13 protein-coding genes are annotated in these 17753 nt (G+C 68.2%); 5 read left to right on the top strand and 8 right to left on the bottom strand.

Annotated elements, in window-relative coordinates; all coding sequences use genetic code 11:
• The 3 genes from R3E10_07025 to R3E10_07015 all read right to left on the bottom strand — a co-directional run bounded on the left by R3E10_07025 (nucleotide 1) and on the right by R3E10_07015 (nucleotide 3009).
• Complete coding sequence (locus R3E10_07025; GenBank protein ID MEZ4415491.1) at nucleotides 1-1182, bottom strand: hypothetical protein; 1182 nt, start codon at nucleotides 1180-1182, stop codon at nucleotides 1-3.
• A gap of 88 nt (nucleotides 1183-1270) precedes the next feature.
• Complete coding sequence (locus tag R3E10_07020; protein MEZ4415490.1) at nucleotides 1271-2647, bottom strand: radical SAM protein; 1377 nt, start codon at nucleotides 2645-2647, stop codon at nucleotides 1271-1273.
• On the bottom strand, nucleotides 2647-3009 hold the full coding sequence (locus R3E10_07015; protein MEZ4415489.1) for a hypothetical protein: 363 nt from the start codon (nucleotides 3007-3009) through the stop codon (nucleotides 2647-2649). The genes R3E10_07020 and R3E10_07015 overlap by 1 nt, the downstream gene beginning before the upstream one ends.
• Nucleotides 3010-3138: 129 nt before the next feature.
• Between R3E10_07015 and R3E10_07010 the strand changes: the two genes are divergently transcribed.
• From R3E10_07010 to R3E10_07000, 3 genes are all read left to right on the top strand, one after another.
• A complete protein-coding gene (locus R3E10_07010) occupies nucleotides 3139-4497 on the top strand; it encodes a HupE/UreJ family protein (GenBank protein MEZ4415488.1) in 1359 nt (452 codons plus the stop codon).
• Nucleotides 4498-4617: 120 nt separating this feature from the next.
• Nucleotides 4618-5643, top strand: a complete 1026-nt coding sequence (locus tag R3E10_07005) for a peptidyl-alpha-hydroxyglycine alpha-amidating lyase family protein (protein ID MEZ4415487.1) — start codon at nucleotides 4618-4620, stop codon at nucleotides 5641-5643.
• A gap of 88 nt (nucleotides 5644-5731) precedes the next feature.
• Complete coding sequence (locus R3E10_07000) at nucleotides 5732-7711, top strand: PQQ-binding-like beta-propeller repeat protein (protein MEZ4415486.1); 1980 nt, start codon at nucleotides 5732-5734, stop codon at nucleotides 7709-7711.
• A gap of 138 nt (nucleotides 7712-7849) precedes the next feature.
• Here R3E10_07000 and R3E10_06995 read toward each other — a convergent pair whose 3' ends face one another.
• The 4 genes from R3E10_06995 to R3E10_06980 all read right to left on the bottom strand — a co-directional run bounded on the left by R3E10_06995 (nucleotide 7850) and on the right by R3E10_06980 (nucleotide 10008).
• The gene (locus R3E10_06995; protein MEZ4415485.1) at nucleotides 7850-8335 is read right to left on the bottom strand and encodes a hypothetical protein; all 486 of its coding nucleotides are present in this window, start codon (nucleotides 8333-8335) and stop codon (nucleotides 7850-7852) included.
• A gap of 159 nt (nucleotides 8336-8494) precedes the next feature.
• The gene (locus tag R3E10_06990; protein ID MEZ4415484.1) at nucleotides 8495-9142 is read right to left on the bottom strand and encodes a hypothetical protein; all 648 of its coding nucleotides are present in this window, start codon (nucleotides 9140-9142) and stop codon (nucleotides 8495-8497) included.
• Between the two features lie 141 nt (nucleotides 9143-9283).
• Nucleotides 9284-9694, bottom strand: coding sequence for an SRPBCC domain-containing protein (locus R3E10_06985; GenBank protein ID MEZ4415483.1), 411 nt, complete (start codon nucleotides 9692-9694; stop codon nucleotides 9284-9286).
• Nucleotides 9691-10008, bottom strand: a complete 318-nt coding sequence (locus R3E10_06980; protein MEZ4415482.1) for a helix-turn-helix domain-containing protein — start codon at nucleotides 10006-10008, stop codon at nucleotides 9691-9693. The genes R3E10_06985 and R3E10_06980 overlap by 4 nt, the downstream gene beginning before the upstream one ends.
• 163 nt (nucleotides 10009-10171) lie before the next feature.
• Here R3E10_06980 and R3E10_06975 point away from each other — a divergent pair, with 163 nt between their 5' ends.
• Nucleotides 10172-13315: a glycosyl hydrolase gene (locus R3E10_06975; GenBank protein MEZ4415481.1), complete on the top strand. Its 3144-nt coding sequence runs from the start codon at nucleotides 10172-10174 to the stop codon at nucleotides 13313-13315.
• A 55-nt stretch (nucleotides 13316-13370) separates the two neighbouring features.
• Nucleotides 13371-16298, top strand: coding sequence for a serine/threonine-protein kinase (locus tag R3E10_06970; GenBank protein MEZ4415480.1), 2928 nt, complete (start codon nucleotides 13371-13373; stop codon nucleotides 16296-16298).
• A gap of 9 nt (nucleotides 16299-16307) precedes the next feature.
• On the opposite strand, the gene R3E10_06965 is transcribed toward R3E10_06970, so the two are convergent.
• Entirely contained in the window at nucleotides 16308-17627 is a 1320-nt protein-coding gene (locus tag R3E10_06965) for a M20/M25/M40 family metallo-hydrolase (GenBank protein MEZ4415479.1), read from the bottom strand.
• Nucleotides 17628-17753: the final 126 nt, after the last annotated feature.

The following is a 17753-nucleotide window of genomic DNA, read 5'->3' as shown; positions in this document are numbered from 1 at the left end:
CTAGCGTTCTCCGCGCGGCCACGGGGGGCCCTGGTTCTCGGCCGCCACCGGACCCATCCCTTTGTACACGAACTTCTGCACCCGCTTCCCTTCGTAGGTCTCCGTCGTGTAGATGTTGCCGCGGGAGTCGGTGGCGATGGAGTGCACCGCGAAGAACTGACCCGGTTGCCGGCCACCGTCTCCGAAGCTGGTCAGCACCTCCAGCGACTGCCGGTCCATGACGTACACCTTCTCGTTCTTCCCGTCCGCCAGATAGAGGAAGCGCTGCTCGGGATCACGCGAGAAGGCGATGTCCCACACGGAGCCGTCCCCGAGGGTGAGCGGCGCGATCTGCTTCTCCTTCACGAAGGTGCCGTCCTTCCGGAAGACCTGGATGCGGTCGTTGGGCCGATCGCAGACGTAGAGCAGACCATCGTGCGTGGGCTCGGCGCAGTGGACCGGCGTACGGAACTGCTGCGCGAGCGGGGCGTTGGGGTCGTAGCGGCCAATGTCCTCGTCGCTGGGCACATTGCCGTAGGCGCCCCAGAAACGCTTGATCGCTCCGGTGTTGATGTCGAGGACCGCGACGCGTCGGTTCAGGTAGCCGTCCGCCACGTACGCCTCCTGCGCCTCCGCGTCGAACGAGATCTTGGCCACCCGTCCGAAGTGCTCCATGCTCGTGCTGTTGGCGCCCTGGCCCGGGATGCCGTACTCGGCCAGGAAGCGCCCATCTCGGGTGAACTTGAGGATGTGGGAGTCACCCGCACCGTTCCCACCGATCCAGACATTGTCCATGGGATCGAGGGTGATCCCGTGGTTGGAGGTGGGCCAGGTATAGCCTTCCGCTTCGCCACCCCATGAGTTCACCAGATTCCCTTCGGGATCGAACTCCAGGATGTTGGGGGCCGGGATGCAGCACTCACCGGTGGGCGGGTCGGTGGCGGCGCCGATCTCGGTGCGCTCGTTGAAGGTGTTGCGGCGGTGGATGATGAACACATGATCGCGCGAGTCCACCCCCACCCCGATGGTCGAGCCCAGGATCCAATGGTTGGGCAGGGGCTTGGGCCAGAACGGATCCACCTCGAACAGGGGTACCTCACCCTCGGCGCCGGTGCTGAGGGGAGCGCCGTCGGCCGCCGCCATGCAGGCGGCCAGGGAGAGCGGGACAGCAGCGAGGACACTCATCTGCAGAGCTCTGCGCACCGGGTACCTCCTCCGAGCGGACGGATGCGCACCGAGCGGCTCCACTGCAGGAGCGCCTGTCCCGAGCTCGGCGCGCGTGGGAGGTAGGCTACGATCCGCTGTGGACCGGCGCCAGCCTCGTGGCGCGCGCGGCGCGAAGGCGGCCGTGCGCCAACGTCACCAGCTCCTTGGGGAAGAAGCGGAAGGGATCGCATTCCCCACGGTGCACGCGGCCCAGCCGCTCGTATTCCCAGGGACAACCACCCATGCAGACCGGAAGTGCGGAGCAGTTCGAGCAGCCCGAGCGTCCTGCGGGGTCGTAGCGCGCCCAGCGGGCCCGTTCCCGGGCGGCATTCGGGGTGGCTGCCCCCGACACGTGGCCGATGGCCTGCTCCACCGTGCCGTCGATCTGATTCCAGCACTTGAAGAGGAGACCACTGGGGGCCACCACGTACCCGAGCGGAGATTCCACGGAGCACATGGGGCCACACAGCGGCGCGGGAAGTCCTCCGGGAGGGAGGAATCCCCGGCGGAGCAGCTCCGCGTCGAACCAGGTGGACAGCCGGGCTCGTTCCTCGTCCGCGAGCGCCTGATCGGCTACGTGCGAACAGGTGCTGGTGGCAGCCACCACGAACCCGATCGAGATCTTCGCACCGGGGAGCAGGCCCTCGCAGGTCAGCCGATCGAGAAGCTGGGGCAGGGCCGAAGCGTTCCGTCGGTCCACGTTGACACGCAGGTCCACCGGAAAGCCGGCGTCCAGGGCGCTCCTGCAATTCCTGACGATGCGGGCCCAGGTCGGTTGCCCACCCATGAGGACGCGGCGGGTATCATGCACCTCGGGCAGGCCGTCCAAGGTGACCTGCACCATCTCCCAGTCACCGAGTGCCTGCAAGCGCTCTACCATCGGTGGATCCAGGAAGTAGCCGTTGGTGACGATGCCGCGCTTGATCTGAAGCCCGCGCGCTTCCCCGAGCGCGTTGGTGAAGCGCTGCACCCGCTCCACCACCTCCGGTTGCAGCAAGGGCTCCCCACCGAACCAGGTGGTGGTGATGGCGCGTGCGCCCTCCGCCTTGTCCGCGATGAAGCGGAGTAGCTGGGCTTCCGTCTCGGGCGTCATCACTTCCTGGCGATGCGACTCGAAGCAGTAGGTGCAGCGGAAGTTGCACTGGATCGTGGGAGCCAGCGTCAACAGCAGGGCGTCCGGTGCGTCCAGCGCGCGTCTTCGGACCTCGAACAGTGCCTTCCGTTCATCGAACGTCGCCGGCACCAGCATACCGGCCGCTTGCAGGCGCCGCTCGAGCTCTGCCGGCAGATTCCCCGGGGCGGGCGATCCCGTGCGACCATCGAGGGGCGCCACCCGCCTCCAATCCTCCTCCTCGAGCTCCAGCAGCGCGCCGGTGAAGGCGTTGAACCCGAGCCAGGTGCCCGGCAGGCCGGACTCCGTGAAGGTGTTGTAGCGGGAGACCACCCACCCCGGGGCGCCCACTATTCCATCCGTCCAGCCAGGGACTCGCCCAACTGTCGTGCCCATGCAGGCACCGACTCCTTGAGGCCCTGTGTCTCCGGGTCGGGAACCTCGATGTAGCGGCGAGGCTTGCAGACCGGTGCATCCGGTGCGTCGGGGTCCACCACGATGTAACGCTTTCCTGAACAGGTCGGCGCATTGGGGGCGTCGGGGTCGACCACGACGTAGCGCTTCCCGGAGCAGGTCGCGGCCTGGAGCGCCTCTACCTGCGGCGTTTCAAGGCCCTGCGGGCCGAGCGCTCCGGCGTCCCGCCGAGCCTCCTCGAGCGCGCGCTGGGTGCGGGTGGATGGGATGAGATCACGAGAGGGGGATCCAATACTCATGGGTCACCTCGGGAGGGGGGAGGTGGTCGTGGCAGCGGCGTGGGGCCGCCTCTGTCCCCAATGGCGACGTTTCTCGCGACAACTGGACTCGGGCTCGCCCGCCAGCCCATGTTGCCGTGCATGAGGGGGATGCCAACCCGAGCCAGGTCCCGACTGCGCCGCTGGCGTGGGCCGGCCCTGGCCGCGCTTCTGCTGTTGCTCCTTCCGGGGCGGCCGGCGGCCCACGAGATCCCGAGCGACGTCCTGGTGCGCGTGTTCGTCCGTGCCGAGGGGCAGCAGCTGCGCGTGCTGGTGCGGGCGCCCCTGGAGGCGATGCGCGACATCGTCTTCCCGGTGTGGGGACCTGGATACCTCGATCTGCTGAAGGCGGGGCCAGCCCTCCAGGACGCGGCCGCGCTCTGGGTGCGTGACTACCTGCACTTCTACGAAGACGGCCGGCCGTTGCCGGCGGCGCAGGTGGAGTCCGTCCGTGCCTCACTGCCCAGCGATCCCAGCTTCGCGGACTTCGACGCTGCGATGGCGCACATGGAGGCCGGCCCCCTGCCGCCCGGCACCCAGCTTCCCTGGCAGCAGGCCGTGCTCGATGTGTGGCTCGAGCTTCCCATTACATCGGATTCCGCCGAGTTCGCGCTCGATTCGAGGCTCGCCCATCTGGGGCTCCGCACCGTGACGGTCCTACGCTTCGCGCAGGCCGGCGGCCCCGAGCGCGCGTTCGAGTTCGTGGGGGATCCGGGGCGGGTCCGCCTCGATCCGCGGTGGTACCACGCCGCCTGGCGCTTCGTCGTGCTGGGGTTCGAACACATTCTGGACGGGGTCGACCACCTGCTCTTCCTGCTCTGCCTGGTGGTGCCCGTGCGGCGTGTCCGGGCGCTGATCCCCGTCGTCACCGCCTTCACGGTGGCGCACTCGATCACGCTGTTCGCTGCGGCGCTGGGCCTCGCGGGAGACCTGGCCTGGTTCCCGCCGCTGATCGAGATGCTGATCGCGGTTTCCATCGTATACATGGCGTTCGAGAACATCGTGGGCGCGCGCCTGGAACGGCGCTGGTGGATGGCGTTCGCGTTCGGCCTCGTCCACGGATTCGGCTTCTCGTTCGTGTTGAGCGATACGCTGCAGTTCGCGGGGGGTCACCTCCTCACGTCGCTCCTCTCGTTCAACATCGGGGTGGAGATCGGCCAGCTGTTCGTGTTGGTGCTCACGGTCCCGCTGCTGAGCTGGCTGTTCCGGCGGGTGGTCTCGGAACGGATGGGGGTGGTCCTGGTGTCGGCACTGATCGCTCACACCGGATGGCACTGGATGAGCGACCGCCTCGGCGTGTTGCGGCAGATCCCCTTCCGGGCGCCGACGCTGAATGCCGCATTTGGGATGGAGATGGTGCGCTGGGGCGGGTTGGCGGCCGTGGTGGCGGGCACCGCCTGGCTCCTGAAGGGGATCTACGTGCGCTGGGACCGCCGCCGTCCGGCGGGCTCCACACCGGCGCTCGGCTAGCCGAAGACCTCGGGAGCCGTGTTGCTGCTGCCCCGGGAAGCCCGTGGGCCCGTGCCCCATGGCCCCGAGCGTGTACATTGCCAGCCGCCGACCACGAGTTCTCTTGCGAGGAGATCCGCCATGCCCGACTGCCGCCCACGCCGCACCACCTGGACCGCTGTGTCCGCAGCGCTGGTTCTGGGCGCGCTCGCCGGTCCGGCAGCCGCGCAGCACTCCAATCCGTACGCGGCCCAGGACAGCTGGGGCACGCTGCCGGCCGGGCGCACGTGGGGGGCGGTGAGCGCCGTATATGCGACGCCGGATGGGCGGCAGATGTGGGTGGCCGAGCGCTGTGGCGCCAACACCTGCATCGGCAGCGATGCCGATCCCGTGCTGCTGTTCGATCTCGATGGGACCCTTGTACGCAGCTTCGGCGCCGGGCTGATCGCCTGGCCCCACGGCATGCACGTGGATCGGGACGGCAACGTGTGGGTGGCGGACGCCCTGGGGTTCGGGCAGCAGCCCGCGGGCTGGGGTCACGTGGTCTACAAGTTCAGCCCGCAGGGCGAGGTCCTGATGGTCCTCGGCAAGAAGGGCGTCTCCGGGGCGGGGAGGGATACCTTCGCGAAGCCGTCGGACGTGTTGGTGGCGCCGGACGGCAGCATCTTCGTGGCAGACGGACATGACGCTGGGGGCAACAACCGCATCGTCAAGTTCGATGCGCAGGGCAACTACCTGCTGGAGTGGGGCGCCACCGGGAAGGAGGATGGCGAATTTCGCGATCCGCACGCCCTGGCCATGGACTCGCAGGGGCGGCTTTTCGTGGGCGACCGCGGAAACTCGCGCATCCAGATCTTCGACCAGCAGGGCACCCACCTCGCCACCTGGACGCAGTTCGGACGCCCGTCCGGACTGTGGATCGACGCGAACGACCGCCTCTACGCCACGGACTCCGAGTCGAACAAGGGCCGCAATCCGGGTTGGCTCCGTGGCATCTACATCGGGAGCGCAAGGACCGGTTGGGTGGAGAGCTTCATTCCCGATCCGGAACCCGATCAGGACAACTCGGGCACCAGTGGAGCGGAGGGCATCGCGGTCGACGCCATGGGCAACCTCTACGGTGCGGAGGTGGGGCCCACACAGATGCGGAAGTACACGATCCGCTAGGATCCCCGGGCGGGGCCAAGGGCCAGCTTGCCTGGCGGGCGGGCAACGCGGATTGTAGAGCCGAACTCCGAACAAGGCAGGGAAAGTCATGAGAGGCCAGACGCTCGCTCCATCCCTCGGGACCTTGGCGCTGACCGTCGCCGCGCTGGCCGGAGCGGCAACTCCGGCGGTGGCTCAACAGGCGGTCCGCGGAACACCCCCCGGGGAGTGGCACTTCTGGGGCGGGGATCAATACAGCACCCGCTACACGCCGCTCGACCAGATCAACGCGCAGAACTTCGGCGATCTCGAAGTGGCCTGGATCTGGCGCGGGGACAACTTCGGCACGGAGCCGGATCCGCTCCTGCGGGCCACGCCCGTCTACGCCGAGGGCAAGCTCTTCAGCGTGGCCGGGGACCGCCGTACCGTGGTGGCCATCGACCCCAGGACCGGGGAGACGCTCTGGACGTACCGCGAGCCGCCCACCAAGCGCTGGGAAGACTCCATGCGCAAGGACTACGGGAAGGGCGTGGCCTACGATGTGGTCGACGGGCGCGGTCGTGTCTACGTGGTCTCACCCGCCTTCTTCCTCACGGCCCTGGACGCGGAGACCGGTAGGCCGATCGAGAGCTTCGGTCAGCACGGGGTGATCGATCTCCTGGACGACCTGGGCCCCTGGGAGCACGATCGCAACCTCGGCCTACCGCCGGAGGTGGGATACATCACCAACTCGTCCCCCCCGATGATCGTCAACGGGGTGATCGTGGTGGGGAATTCCCACGAGCAGGGCTACTACGAGACCATGAAGGAGAACGTCCCGGGGAACATCCTGGCGTACGACACGCGCACGGGACGTTTCCTGTGGCGTTTCAACGTGATTCCCCAGGAAGGCGAGTTCGGCCACGACACCTGGGAGAACGACGCCTGGAAGTGGACGGGCAACGTGTCCGCCTGGGCTCCGATGTCGGCCGATGCCGAGCTGGGTCTGGTCTACGTGGTGATGGATCCACCCACGATCGACTACTTCGGTGGCTTCCATCCCGGCGACAACCTGTTCTCGACGACGATCCTGGCGTTGGACGTGCGCACGGGTGCGCGGCGGTGGCACCAGCAGCTCGTGCATCACGACATCTGGAACTACGACATTCCGGTGGCGCCGAGCCTGATGGACATCACCGTGGACGGGCGACCCATCAAGGCGTTGGTCCAGACCACCAAGCAGAGCTGGGCCTACGCGTTCAACCGCGAGACCGGTGAGCCCATCTGGCCCATCGAGGAGCGCCCGGTGCCTCAGTCCGACGTGCCCGGGGAGCACACGGCACGGACGCAGCCGTTCGTGACGCGGCCCGCCGCCTACGAGATGCAGGGCATCAGCGAGGACGACCTCATCGACTTCACGCCGGAGCTGCGGGCCGAGGCGAAGGAGATCATGAAGAAGTTCCGGATGGGTCCGCTCTTCAACCCACCGGCCGTGCAGACGCCTGAGCTGGAGGCATCACTGCACTGCCCCGGTGCCAACGGCGGCACCAACATTCCGGGAGGCACGGTGGTGGACCCGGAGTCCGGTATCCTCTACACGGCCTCCACCAAGGCCTGCAGCGGGCCCCGGCTGGTCCCTGGCACCAGCGTGGATCCGAAGTCCAACGTGGAGTGGGTGAGCGTGGGGCCGGGCGGAAGCCCCCGCGTTCAAGGCCTTCCCATCTACAAGCCGCCCTACGGCCGGATCACCGCGATCGACATGAACACCGGCGAGATCCTCTGGTGGATCCCGAACGGGGATACGCCGGACAACATCAAGAACCACCCGGCTCTGCGGGGTGTCGATGTCGGCAACACCGGTCAGCCCACCCACGCGACCGCCATCGCCACCAGGACCCTCCTGATCTACGGGGAGGGCCGCGGCGGCGAACCCCGGCTGCATGCGGTGGACAAGCGCACCGGCAAGGAGCTGGCGGTGATCGATCTGCCTGCGCCTACGCTGACGGCGCCGATGTCGTACATGCACGAGGGCAAGCAGTACATCGTGGCGGCCGTCGGCGCCGGGCGAGAGCTGCCCGGCTCCCTGGTGGCGTTGCGTTTGCCCGACTGACTGGAGACCCCCCCGGCGGGTGGGTGACCCCTCACCTGTCGCCGCCTCCGGTCCCTGTGCGGGGCCGGAGGCGGTTCTCGTTAGTACTCCTGGGATAGAAGGGGGTCCTCGGAGGTTGGGTCCGGGACCCGGAGTCGCCTAGAAGGTCAAATCGTGCTGGCCCACGTCGAGCTCCGGGAGAGCCACGCCCTGGAACGACGGCCGTACCGTGATCCGGTACCGCCCCGGGGGCAGCGAGTCGCCGAGAATCTCCTCGACCCGGTCCTGGCGCACGAGGGTTTGACGCTGCCCTGGCGCAAGTCGCAGTTCGATCCGTACGGCGGCGCACGCAGCCGCCGGGGGCGGGGCGCTGTCCCAGGAAGCCGCAGTCGATGACCCAAGGCGATAGATCCGGACGCCGCTTCCGCTCCAGCAGCCGCCGTAGACCCAAGTCCGCGTTTGGTTGCTGGCGTTGTGAATCTCCAGCGTGGTCTCGAGCAGGGTGCCTTCCACGCTGGGCAACGTGCGCGCTCGCGCCTGGAATACGGCGTCGTCGGGGCCCAGCCCCGTACACCCCGCGGCCGCCAGAACCGCTGCGGACCCCACGGTCCAGGCCCACCGTCCCCGGGCGCTGGTTCGCGCCACCCCTGCCTCCTCGCGTTGAAGCGCTGCCCTTCCGTGGAACGGTTCAGAGTGCCCGGATGGGACGTCTACGTACTCGCTCTATGGTGCACGAACGCCTCCACCGGAGCACCTGCCGGCCGAACCCGTCTCGGGACGACCGGACCCCGACCTGCCTTTCGCTCAGGACAGCCCGAAGCAGTAGAAGAATCCGTTGCCGCCCGTGGCCTGCAGATTGGCCTGCGAGCAGCCTCGCGACGCATGCGCGGAGTTCCAGGAGGTGGGATTGGCGCCGCCGCCCTGTCGGTCGTGATGCCCCAGCATGGCGCTGCCGTCCTCGGCATTGCTGGTCCAGTTCCGACAGGTGGTGTCCCCCTCGGCGCCGACCACGACCCGGCCGTCCAGGCCCGACCCGGTAAGGATGTCGTGCATGTTGGGCGTGTCACCGCGCCCGTTGACGACGCTGCCCTTCTCGGTGAGCTGTGTCTCCTTCGTGAGGTTGTTGTCATCACTGTGGAGTTGCGCCACGTCGGCTGCGACCATCACGCCACCGTAGTTGTAGAAGGGGCCGGCTCCGATGCGGTCCCGTGCGTTGACCGCCGCCTGCCCGTTCATGGCCACGGCGCTGAGGTAGGCGTGCCAGGTCAGCTCACCGGCGCCGGCCGCGTAGGCCAGGTCCTGGCAATGCTGATCGGCCCCGGCCAGGCCACCCAGGTTGGCCCCATCTCCGGAGCCCACGCTGGTGATGAAGAAGTTCATGCGCGCGCTCTGCGCCGAGAGGGGCAGGGCCAGGAGGGTAAGCGCGGACAGGACGGACGCGACTCGAAGCATACCTGAACCTCCGGTAGGGTCACTCGTGGGAACGAGGGAGGAGGATAGCTCCCGGCCCGCGAGAGCGTCCAGCGACCTCTGCCTGGGCGGGTCAGAGGTCGGCCGGATCCAGCTCCGTCCCCGGACGGCCGGCTCTCGCGCTCAGTCGGACCCGAGCAACTCGGTCAATTCCGCCAGCTCGGCGTCCCAGCCGCCCGTGTTCTGTTGGAAATGCTTCTCCGAGTCGAAGCCGGACTCGCGCACGTGCAGGGTGGTACCTCCGTCGGCGCGTGCCGTCAGCGTCCACTCCACCCGCGTCGAGTACTCGTCGATGCTTCGTTGGTCGTTCCCCGACCAGCGCCACACGAATCGGCGCAGGGGTTCGACCTCGAGCACCTCCATGGTGGCGGTCCCATGGTTCTCCCACGTGAGCGTTCCGCGAGCCCCCTCCTCCAATGCCAGCTCGGCGCGGTCCGGAAACCAGCGGGTCAGCTCGGCCGGGTCAGAGAGGGCCTTCCATACCCGCGCCGGAGACGCCTTCAACTCCACGGTCTTCTCGATCGTCCACTTCATGCCTCGTCCTCCCCTTCATCGAGATGGTGGGCCAGCCGCTCCAGACGGCGGTCCCAGGCTGCGCGGTAGGGCTCCAGCCAGGCTGCCAGATCCACCAGCGGCTCCGCGCTCAGGTGATGCAGGCGCTCCCGACCCCGCCGTTCCCTACGCACCAGACCGGCCTCGACCAGGATGTCCAGATGCTTGGTGGTGGCCTGGCGACTGATGGCGAGCGGGGCGCTCAACTCCGTCACCGACAAGGCACCCTCGGTGCGCAGGCGGTGGAGGAGACCCCGGCGCACGGGATCCGCTACGGCATCGAACACGTCGTTCATGGGGTCAATATGCAACCATAAGGTTGCATGTCAACCCCAGTGGTGCGGCTGGCGCATGGCGTGGCTCGCGGCCGCGCGAGGCCCGGTCGGTGGAGACGGGCGTTTCCGAAGGCAGGAGGGCGAAGTACCCTATCCCGATTCCCATCCCCCGGAGGCTCCATCGATGAAGCGGCTGCTGTCGTTGCTCCCCCTCGTGGCTTTGTTGACCTTCGCGGCGCCGCTTCTCGCGCAGGACGCTGGCTTGGCCGAGCTGGCCTCCTCTCTGACCTGGCGCTCGATCGGGCCATCCGTCACCGGGGGACGGATCTCCGATTTCGCGGTGGACGAGTCGAACCCGGCCCGGTTCTTCGTAGGCACGGCCAGCGGGGGCCTCTGGAAGACCACCAGTGGCGGGCAGCGCTGGGAGCCGGTGTTCGACGAGCAGCCCACTGCATCCATCGGCGCCGTCTCGCTGGCGCCCTCCAATCCCAACCTGGTTTGGGTCGGCACCGGTGAGCCCCAGAACCGGCAGAGCTCACCCTACGGCGCGGGGGTGTTCAAGTCGGTGGATGGCGGGCGCACCTGGGAGCACAAGGGTCTGACGGAGACGCGCCATGTGGGTGCGGTAGTGATCCACCCCACCGATCCCGACATCGTCTACATCGCAGCGGTAGGACACCTCTGGGGGCCCAATCCCGAACGCGGGGTCTACCGAAGCGAGGACGGTGGTGACACCTGGGAAAAGGTCCTCTACATCGACGAGAACACCGGCGCGATCGATCTCGCCATGGACCCGGGGGATCCGAGGACGCTGTTCGCCGCCACCTACCAGCGCCGGCGAACCGGGTTCGGGTTCAGCGCCGACGGGGACGGGTCGGGAATCTGGAGGACCCTGGATGGTGGGGACAGCTGGACGCAGCTGAGCGAGGGTCTGCCTTCTGGATACCGGGGTCGCATCGGACTCGATGTCTATCGGCGCGACGGGAACCGCGTCTACGCGATCATCGAGGGGAAGGACGCACAGGCCCGCGGCATCTACCGGTCCCTCGATCGGGGAGACCACTGGGAACGCGTGTCGGGCACCAATCCGCGCGCCATGTACTTCTCCATGATCCGCATCGACCCCAACGATCCGGAGCGCGTCTATATCGGTGGCGTGCAGTTCGGAATCTCCGACGACGGCGGACGCACCTTCCGCGACGGCGATGGCGCGGAGGGCATCCACGTCGATCATCACGCGCTCTGGATCGATCCGGCGAACTCCAACCATCTTCTGCTCGGCAACGATGGCGGCGTGGCAACGTCGATCGATCGCGGAGAGAGCTGGCGGGAGATCGACAATCTTCCGATCGGACAGTTCTACGAGATCGGCGTCAGCATGGAAGACCCGTACCTGGTGTGCGGCGGGCTGCAGGACAATTCGTCGTGGTGCGCGCATCACGATACCGGCACCCAGTACGGGATCATGAACGGGAACTGGATCGACGTATCCGGGGGGGACGGTTTCTACAACAAGGTCGACCCCAACGACCCGAACATCGTCTACACCGAGTCCCAGGGTGGAAACGTATCCCGTTTCGATCGGCGCACCGGCGAGAGCGTGCGTATCCGTCCCGTGGCCCACGTCGACGCCGACGACGAAGCAGGGCAATACCGCTTCAACTGGAACGCGCCCATTCACGTCTCCACGCACAACAGCGCCACCGTCTACATCGGCGCCAACCACCTGCTGCGTTCCCGGGACCGGGGCATGACCTGGGAGGAGGCCAGCCCCGACCTGACCAAGCAGATCGACCGGGACACGCTGCCCATCATGGGCATGGAGACCACCGAAGAGACGCTGTCGCGCTACGACGGGATCTCGTCGTACGGGAACATCACCACGATCGGAGAGTCGCCCCTCAGCGCCGACCTCCTTTACGTGGGGACCGACGACGGAAACCTGCAGGTGAGTCGGGACGGGGGAGCCACCTGGACGGATCTGACCGAGCGCGTCCGCGGCGTGCCCGCGCGGACCTACGTATCGAGCGTGGCGCCATCGGCCGCGGTGGAGGGCCGCGTGTACGCCACCTTCGATGGGCACCGCAACGACGATCTGGCGCCCCATGTGTACGTAAGCGAGGACTACGGCCAGACCTGGCGCTCCATCGCCCGGGGATTGCCTGCGGAATCCGTGAACCGGATCCGGGAGCACCCGCGCACGCCGGACCTCTTGTTCCTCGGCAACGAGGTGGGGCTCTGGTTCTCGGTGGACCGGGGCGCCGAGTGGCAAAGGCTGGACGGCAACCTGCCCACGGTGCCCGTCGACGACATCGTGATCCACCCTCGCGACAACGACCTGATCCTGGGCACGCACGGGCGCAGTGCCTGGATCCTGGACGACCTCGGGCCCCTGGAGACGCTGGCCAGCGCCCGGAGCCGCAGTGCGCACCTGTTTCCGGTTCGGCCGGCGACGATGGTGAATCGCCGGGGAGGCTGGCCCTTCTGGGGGGACGAGTTCCAGGGGGAGAACCGGCCGGACGGAGCACTGATTCGCTACCTGCTGGGACAACCGACCCCGTCCGCGAATGGAAGTAGCGGCGCCTCCGAGGAGCCTGCCGTCGAGTTGACGGTTCTGGATGCGAGCGGCACCGCGGTTCGCACGCTGGAGGCTCCCGGCAAGGCGGGGCTCCATACGGTGCTGTGGGACCTGCGCATCGACGCGCCCTACACGCCCGAGCCCTCCGCCGGCCGCGGCGGAGGGGGAGGGGGCGGCGGCTTCGGGGGACCCCCGCGGGGCCCGCGCGTGCTGCCCGGCACCTACACCATCCAGTTGGTGGCGGGTGGCGAGACCACGCGAGTCCCCGTAGAGGTCCGCATGGATCCGCGGGTGCAGATCGCGCGCGCCGATCTGGAGGCGCGTCAGCAGGTGCTTCTCAGCCTCCATGCCTTGGCGAAGCCGGTCTATGAGGGTGGCCAGCGCATTCGTACGCTACTCAGACAGGTTCAGGAGGCGCGCGATCTCCTGAAGGGACGCGAGGGTGTTCCGGAGACGCTCACCACAGAGGCCGATTCCCTGCACGCGGCCCTCGAAAGGGTTCAGGAGGACCTGGGTCCCGTCCAGCGAGCGGCCTTCCTGGGCGGGCAGATCGAGGCAGCCTCGGTCCGGCCCACCGCCGACCAGCTTTGGCAGATCGATCGTGCCTGGTCGGATGGACCGGAGGTCCTGCGCCGACTGAACGCGATCATCGAGACGCGCATGCCGGCGTTCAACCGGATGCTGAACGAACAGGGGATCCGCCCCGATCCTGGCGCACCGGTGAGTGTGCCGCGGCGTCCGGGCGGGTAGCGAGGTCCGCGGGCCCAGCGAACCACGGCCCGAGGAATCCGAGGAGGTAGGTGGCTTGGGAAATGAGCGCTGGCAGCGGGTGGAGGAGCACTTCGCCCGACTGAGCGACCTGGACCCTGCCGAGCGCCAGCAGGCATTGGTGGCACTCGGCACGTCCGAGCCGGACCTTGTGGCCGAGGTCGAGTCGCTGTTGGCGGCGGCGCGCCCGGACGGGGTCGAGCTCACCGACGTGTTCGGACGCGCCCACGGCGCGCTGTCGGCGCCGTCCCGGCCCGATGCCCTGGAGGGTCGGCGGATCGGGCCGTACCGCGTGGTGCGGGAGCTGGGAAGCGGGGGGATGGGCTCCGTCTACCTGTGCGAACGGGTGGATGAAACCTACCAGGCCCAGGTGGCGCTCAAGCTGCTGCGAGCCCCGCTGGCCGGGTCCGAGCTCGAGCGTCGCTTCCGAGCGGAACGCCAGATCCTGGCACAGCTCAGCCACGCCGGGATCGCCCGTCTGCTCGACGGAGGCACCACCGAACAGGGGGTGCCCTATCTCGTGATGGAGTACGTGGCCGGATTGCCGGTGACCGACTTCGTACGGGAGCGCACCCTGTCGTTCGACGCGCGCCTGCGGCTCTTCATGCGCATCTGCGAGGCGGTGCAGTATGCCCACGCCCGCTTGGTCGTCCACCGCGACCTGAAACCCGCCAACATCCTGGTCGACGAAGAGGGCATGCCCAAGCTGCTCGACTTCGGGATCGCCAAGCTCATCGGAGACGCCGAGGCCGCCTTCGACGCCGCTACCACGCGCACCGGGATGCGCGTGATGACGCCTCTGTACGCGAGCCCGGAGCAGGTACGGGGCGAGCCCATCACGGTGGCTACGGATGTCTACGCACTGGGCGTTCTGCTGTACGAGCTGCTCACCGATCGTCTTCCATACAAGGAGGATCCGCGCGACACGCGCGCGGTCGAGCGCGCGATCGTGGATCGGGATCCAGCCCGGCCGAGCGAGGCATTGGCGACGGAGCTGAAGACGCAGGTCGACAGCCCGGAGTCGACCCGGCAGCGCGCGGTGCGGGCTCTGCGCGGAGATCTGGACACGATCGTCCTGAAGGCCCTGCAAAAGGACGCGGCCCGCCGCTACGCCTCCGTCGAGGCTCTGCGGGACGACATCGGGCGCCACCTCGAAGGCCTCCCGGTCCGGGCTCGGCCGGATCGCTGGACGTACCGCACCGGGAAGTTCGTGCGGCGGAATCGTGGCATCGTGGTATCAGGACTCGCCCTGCTGCTCACGATCCTGTTCTTCACGGCGGGCACGGTGCTGCAGTCGATCCAGCTCGAGCGTCAGCGCGATCTGGCTCGACGCGAGCGGGATCAAGCGCAGGCGGTGGCCGACTTCCTGGCCGACGTTTTCAGGGCGTCGGAGCCCAGCGAGAGCCTGGGCGCCGAGGCGACCGCGCGCGAGCTTCTGGACCGTGGCGCGGAGCGGATCCGCTCCGACGGCAGCCTGGACGGCGACCTGCGCGCGACCCTTCTGGGCGTGATCGGCGACGTCTACCGACAGCTCAATCTGCAACGGGAAGGAATCCCTCTGCTGGAAGCTTCGTTGACGGAGCTGAGGGCGCTGCGGACGGCTCCGGATGCGGAGTTGGCGCGGGGCGAAGCGCGGCTCGGCAGTGCCTACGCACAGCTGGGGGACTTCGAGCGCGGGCTCCCGCTCATCCGGGAGGCCTATGAGCAGGTGGGCGCGCTGGACGATCTACCGAGCCAGGAACGCGTCAACGTGATCAATACGCTGGGCAGCTACCTGACGCGGGCGGGGATCTACGAGGAGGCGCGGGCTCGCCTGAACGAGGCCCTCGCCGTGGCGGAGGGTCGTGAGGATCGCAACGGGGCCGACGATGTCGAGTGGACGGTGCTCAACAACCTCGGCCAGTTGGAAACCTCGGTGGGGGACCACGAAGCCTCCCTGGCGTACCACCGTCGTGTGTTGAGGGAGCGTGAAGCCGCGCTCAGTCCGCTACACCCGTCGGTGCTCAGTAGCCTGAACAACTCGGCGCTGGTGCTGGAGCGTCTGGCGCGCTACTCGGAGTCGGACTCGCTGTACCAGGTGCTGGTGGAGCGCGCTGCCCAGGTCCACGGAACCGAGTCGCCCTACTACGCCACCTACCTCAACAACCTGGCCAGCTTCTACAAGCGGATCGGCCAACCGGAGCGGGCCGAGCCGCTGCAGCGGCGGGCCCTCGAGATCTTCGTGGCCGTGCAAGGTGAAGAGAGCGCCGACGTGGCGATGAGCTACAACAACCTGGCCAATCTCCTCCACGACCTGGGGCGGCCCTCCGAGGCCGTGGAGATGCATCGCAAGGCCTTGGCGCTCAACCTGCGCCTGTATGGAGAGAACCACGACCGTGTGGCGGGATCCTACAACAATCTGGCTGCCGCGTTGCGGGACCTGGGGGATCTGGACGGGGCGATCGAGAACTACCGGGCCACGCTGGAGATCGATCGACGCACGGTGGGGGAAGATCATCCATTCCTCGCCAGCGATCGCGTGAATCTGGCGAGCGCCCTGTCGGCGCGTGGAGACTTCACAGAGGCGACAGCCCTGTTCGACAGCGCCGCTGCGATCCACGAGCGCGTGCTGCAGCCCGAGCACACCGACAACGCACTGCGCCTCGTGGAGGTGGGGATCCACCTGTTGCGGCAGGGCAGGGCCGAGGCGGCGCTCCCACTGCTGCGCTCGGGTCTGGAGATCGACGAAGCGGCCTTGCCCGAATCGTCGACCCAGATCGCCTATGCCCGCACGGCCCTGGGGGCCGCTCTGGTCCGAACCGGAGAGCGGCAGCAGGGCCTGGGCTTGCTGCAGCTCGGCTACCACCGCCTGGTGGAAGCGGCCGGACCGCAGGCGCGCGGATCCCGCCAGGCGCGCGCCTGGATGGAGGAAGCCGGCGTGCGCGTCGAGTCGACGGAGGACGGCACGCCCTCGAAGATCCCCTAGGCGAGCGCGCTACGGTACGGGCGTCAGCGTGAGCCGGTGCATGAGCACGGCGGCGCGTTTTGCCTGAACGGACAGCGTGGGCAGGTCGATCCACTCCTCCACCGTGTGGTCGTTGCCGCCGCCTGGCCCCAAGCCGTCGATGGCCATGTCCACGAGGCCAGCGGTGAAGGACACGTCCGCCGCTCCCGCGTTGCGGGGGTCGACGGGTGTCACCGGACCGAGTCCCAGATCGCGGCTCACCTGGTCGAACAGCGAGAGCAGCGTGCGATTCCCGTCCGTGGGGGCGAGGGGTGGGTAGCCGTCGTCGAACGTGAGCGTGGCGGAGGTGCGTGGGAGGTTCTGCCCCGCCACGAATCGCATGAGTGCCCGAGTGCGCTCCAACTGCTCCAGTGTGAGTGTGCGCAGGTCTCCGGTCACCACCGCGTGTTCGGCCACGACGTTGCTCTTGCCGAATGCGCTGCCACCGGCGTTGAACTCGTCGTAGTCGAGGGCGGTGCCCCCCAGCACCACGCCGGGGTTGAAGGTGAGGTAGGGTTCCCCGGCCAGCCGCTCGTAGAAACCGGAGAGGATGCGCCCAGCTTCGTAGATGGCGCCGGCGCCCACTTCCGGTTGGAACAACTGGGACGAGTGGGCCGGCGTCCCGGTGACGTCGAGTCGCCAACCGGTCGATCCACGACGGGCCACCACGGCGGTGGCAGGGTTGCTGTCTCCATTCTCGAAGGCGATGGCGATGTCGGCGGCCTCGGCCGCTTCGATCAACGCCGCGCGGGCCAGGCTGAGAGGTCGCCCACTGCGCTCCTCGTCCCCGGTCATCACCACCGTGATGGTCATTCCGTCCAACAGGCCCGCATCCCGCAGCGCCGTGAGCGCCTGGACGATCACGACGTCTCCCCCCTTCATGTCCACCACGCCGGGCCCCCTGGCGGTGGAGTCGGGGCCGGGCTGGTAGCGCTGGAAGGGGCTGGAGGGCTCGAACACCGTGTCGAGATGGCCGATCAGTAGCAGGTGGGGCCCACGCGACCCGGCTCTGCGGGCCACGAGGTGCCCGGCCCGCTCGAAGCTCGCACCATCCACCCACTCCGTCTGGAATCCGAGTCCCTGCAACTCGGCTGCCAGCACCCGACCCACCTCGCGCACCCCTTCGAAGTTCATGGATCCGGAGTTGGTGTCGACCAGGCGCTGCAGCAACGCGAGGGCCTCCGCATGGTGGGCATCGACCGCCTCCACGATACGCCGTTCCGCGGGTGCCAGGGTCTGCCCCACGACGGGGGTGCCCAGGAGGGCGAGGAACAGCGGCGAAAAGGCGGCAAAGCAGGTGCGGGCAGCCATGGGCCGGGGCGCCTCCGTCAGGCCGGAAGTGACAGTCGCTGCGAACGATAGTGGGAGGGTGCCACTCCCCCCAACCCTGCGGGGAAAGTTCGTACACGGCCCTCAGCAGAACACCTACAGACGGAC

The organism is Gemmatimonadota bacterium (genome assembly GCA_041390105.1).
GTDB lineage: Bacteria > Gemmatimonadota > Gemmatimonadetes > Longimicrobiales > Gaopeijiaceae > JAGQIF01.
Note: the sequence above shows the minus strand (reverse complement) of the source record. Positions and strands in the feature narration are given on the sequence as shown.

Coding starts and splice junctions, on each gene's coding strand:
- R3E10_07015 (MEZ4415489.1), bottom strand. CDS start 3,009: ATGAGTATTGGATCCCCCTCTCGTGATCTCATCCCATCCACCCGCACC.
- R3E10_07010 (MEZ4415488.1), top strand. CDS start 3,139: ATGCCAACCCGAGCCAGGTCCCGACTGCGCCGCTGGCGTGGGCCGGCC.
- R3E10_07005 (MEZ4415487.1), top strand. CDS start 4,618: ATGCCCGACTGCCGCCCACGCCGCACCACCTGGACCGCTGTGTCCGCA.
- R3E10_07000 (MEZ4415486.1), top strand. CDS start 5,732: ATGAGAGGCCAGACGCTCGCTCCATCCCTCGGGACCTTGGCGCTGACC.
- R3E10_06990 (MEZ4415484.1), bottom strand. CDS start 9,142: ATGCTTCGAGTCGCGTCCGTCCTGTCCGCGCTTACCCTCCTGGCCCTG.
- R3E10_06985 (MEZ4415483.1), bottom strand. CDS start 9,694: ATGAAGTGGACGATCGAGAAGACCGTGGAGTTGAAGGCGTCTCCGGCG.
- R3E10_06980 (MEZ4415482.1), bottom strand. CDS start 10,008: ATGAACGACGTGTTCGATGCCGTAGCGGATCCCGTGCGCCGGGGTCTC.
- R3E10_06975 (MEZ4415481.1), top strand. CDS start 10,172: ATGAAGCGGCTGCTGTCGTTGCTCCCCCTCGTGGCTTTGTTGACCTTC.
- R3E10_06965 (MEZ4415479.1), bottom strand. CDS start 17,627: ATGGCTGCCCGCACCTGCTTTGCCGCCTTTTCGCCGCTGTTCCTCGCC.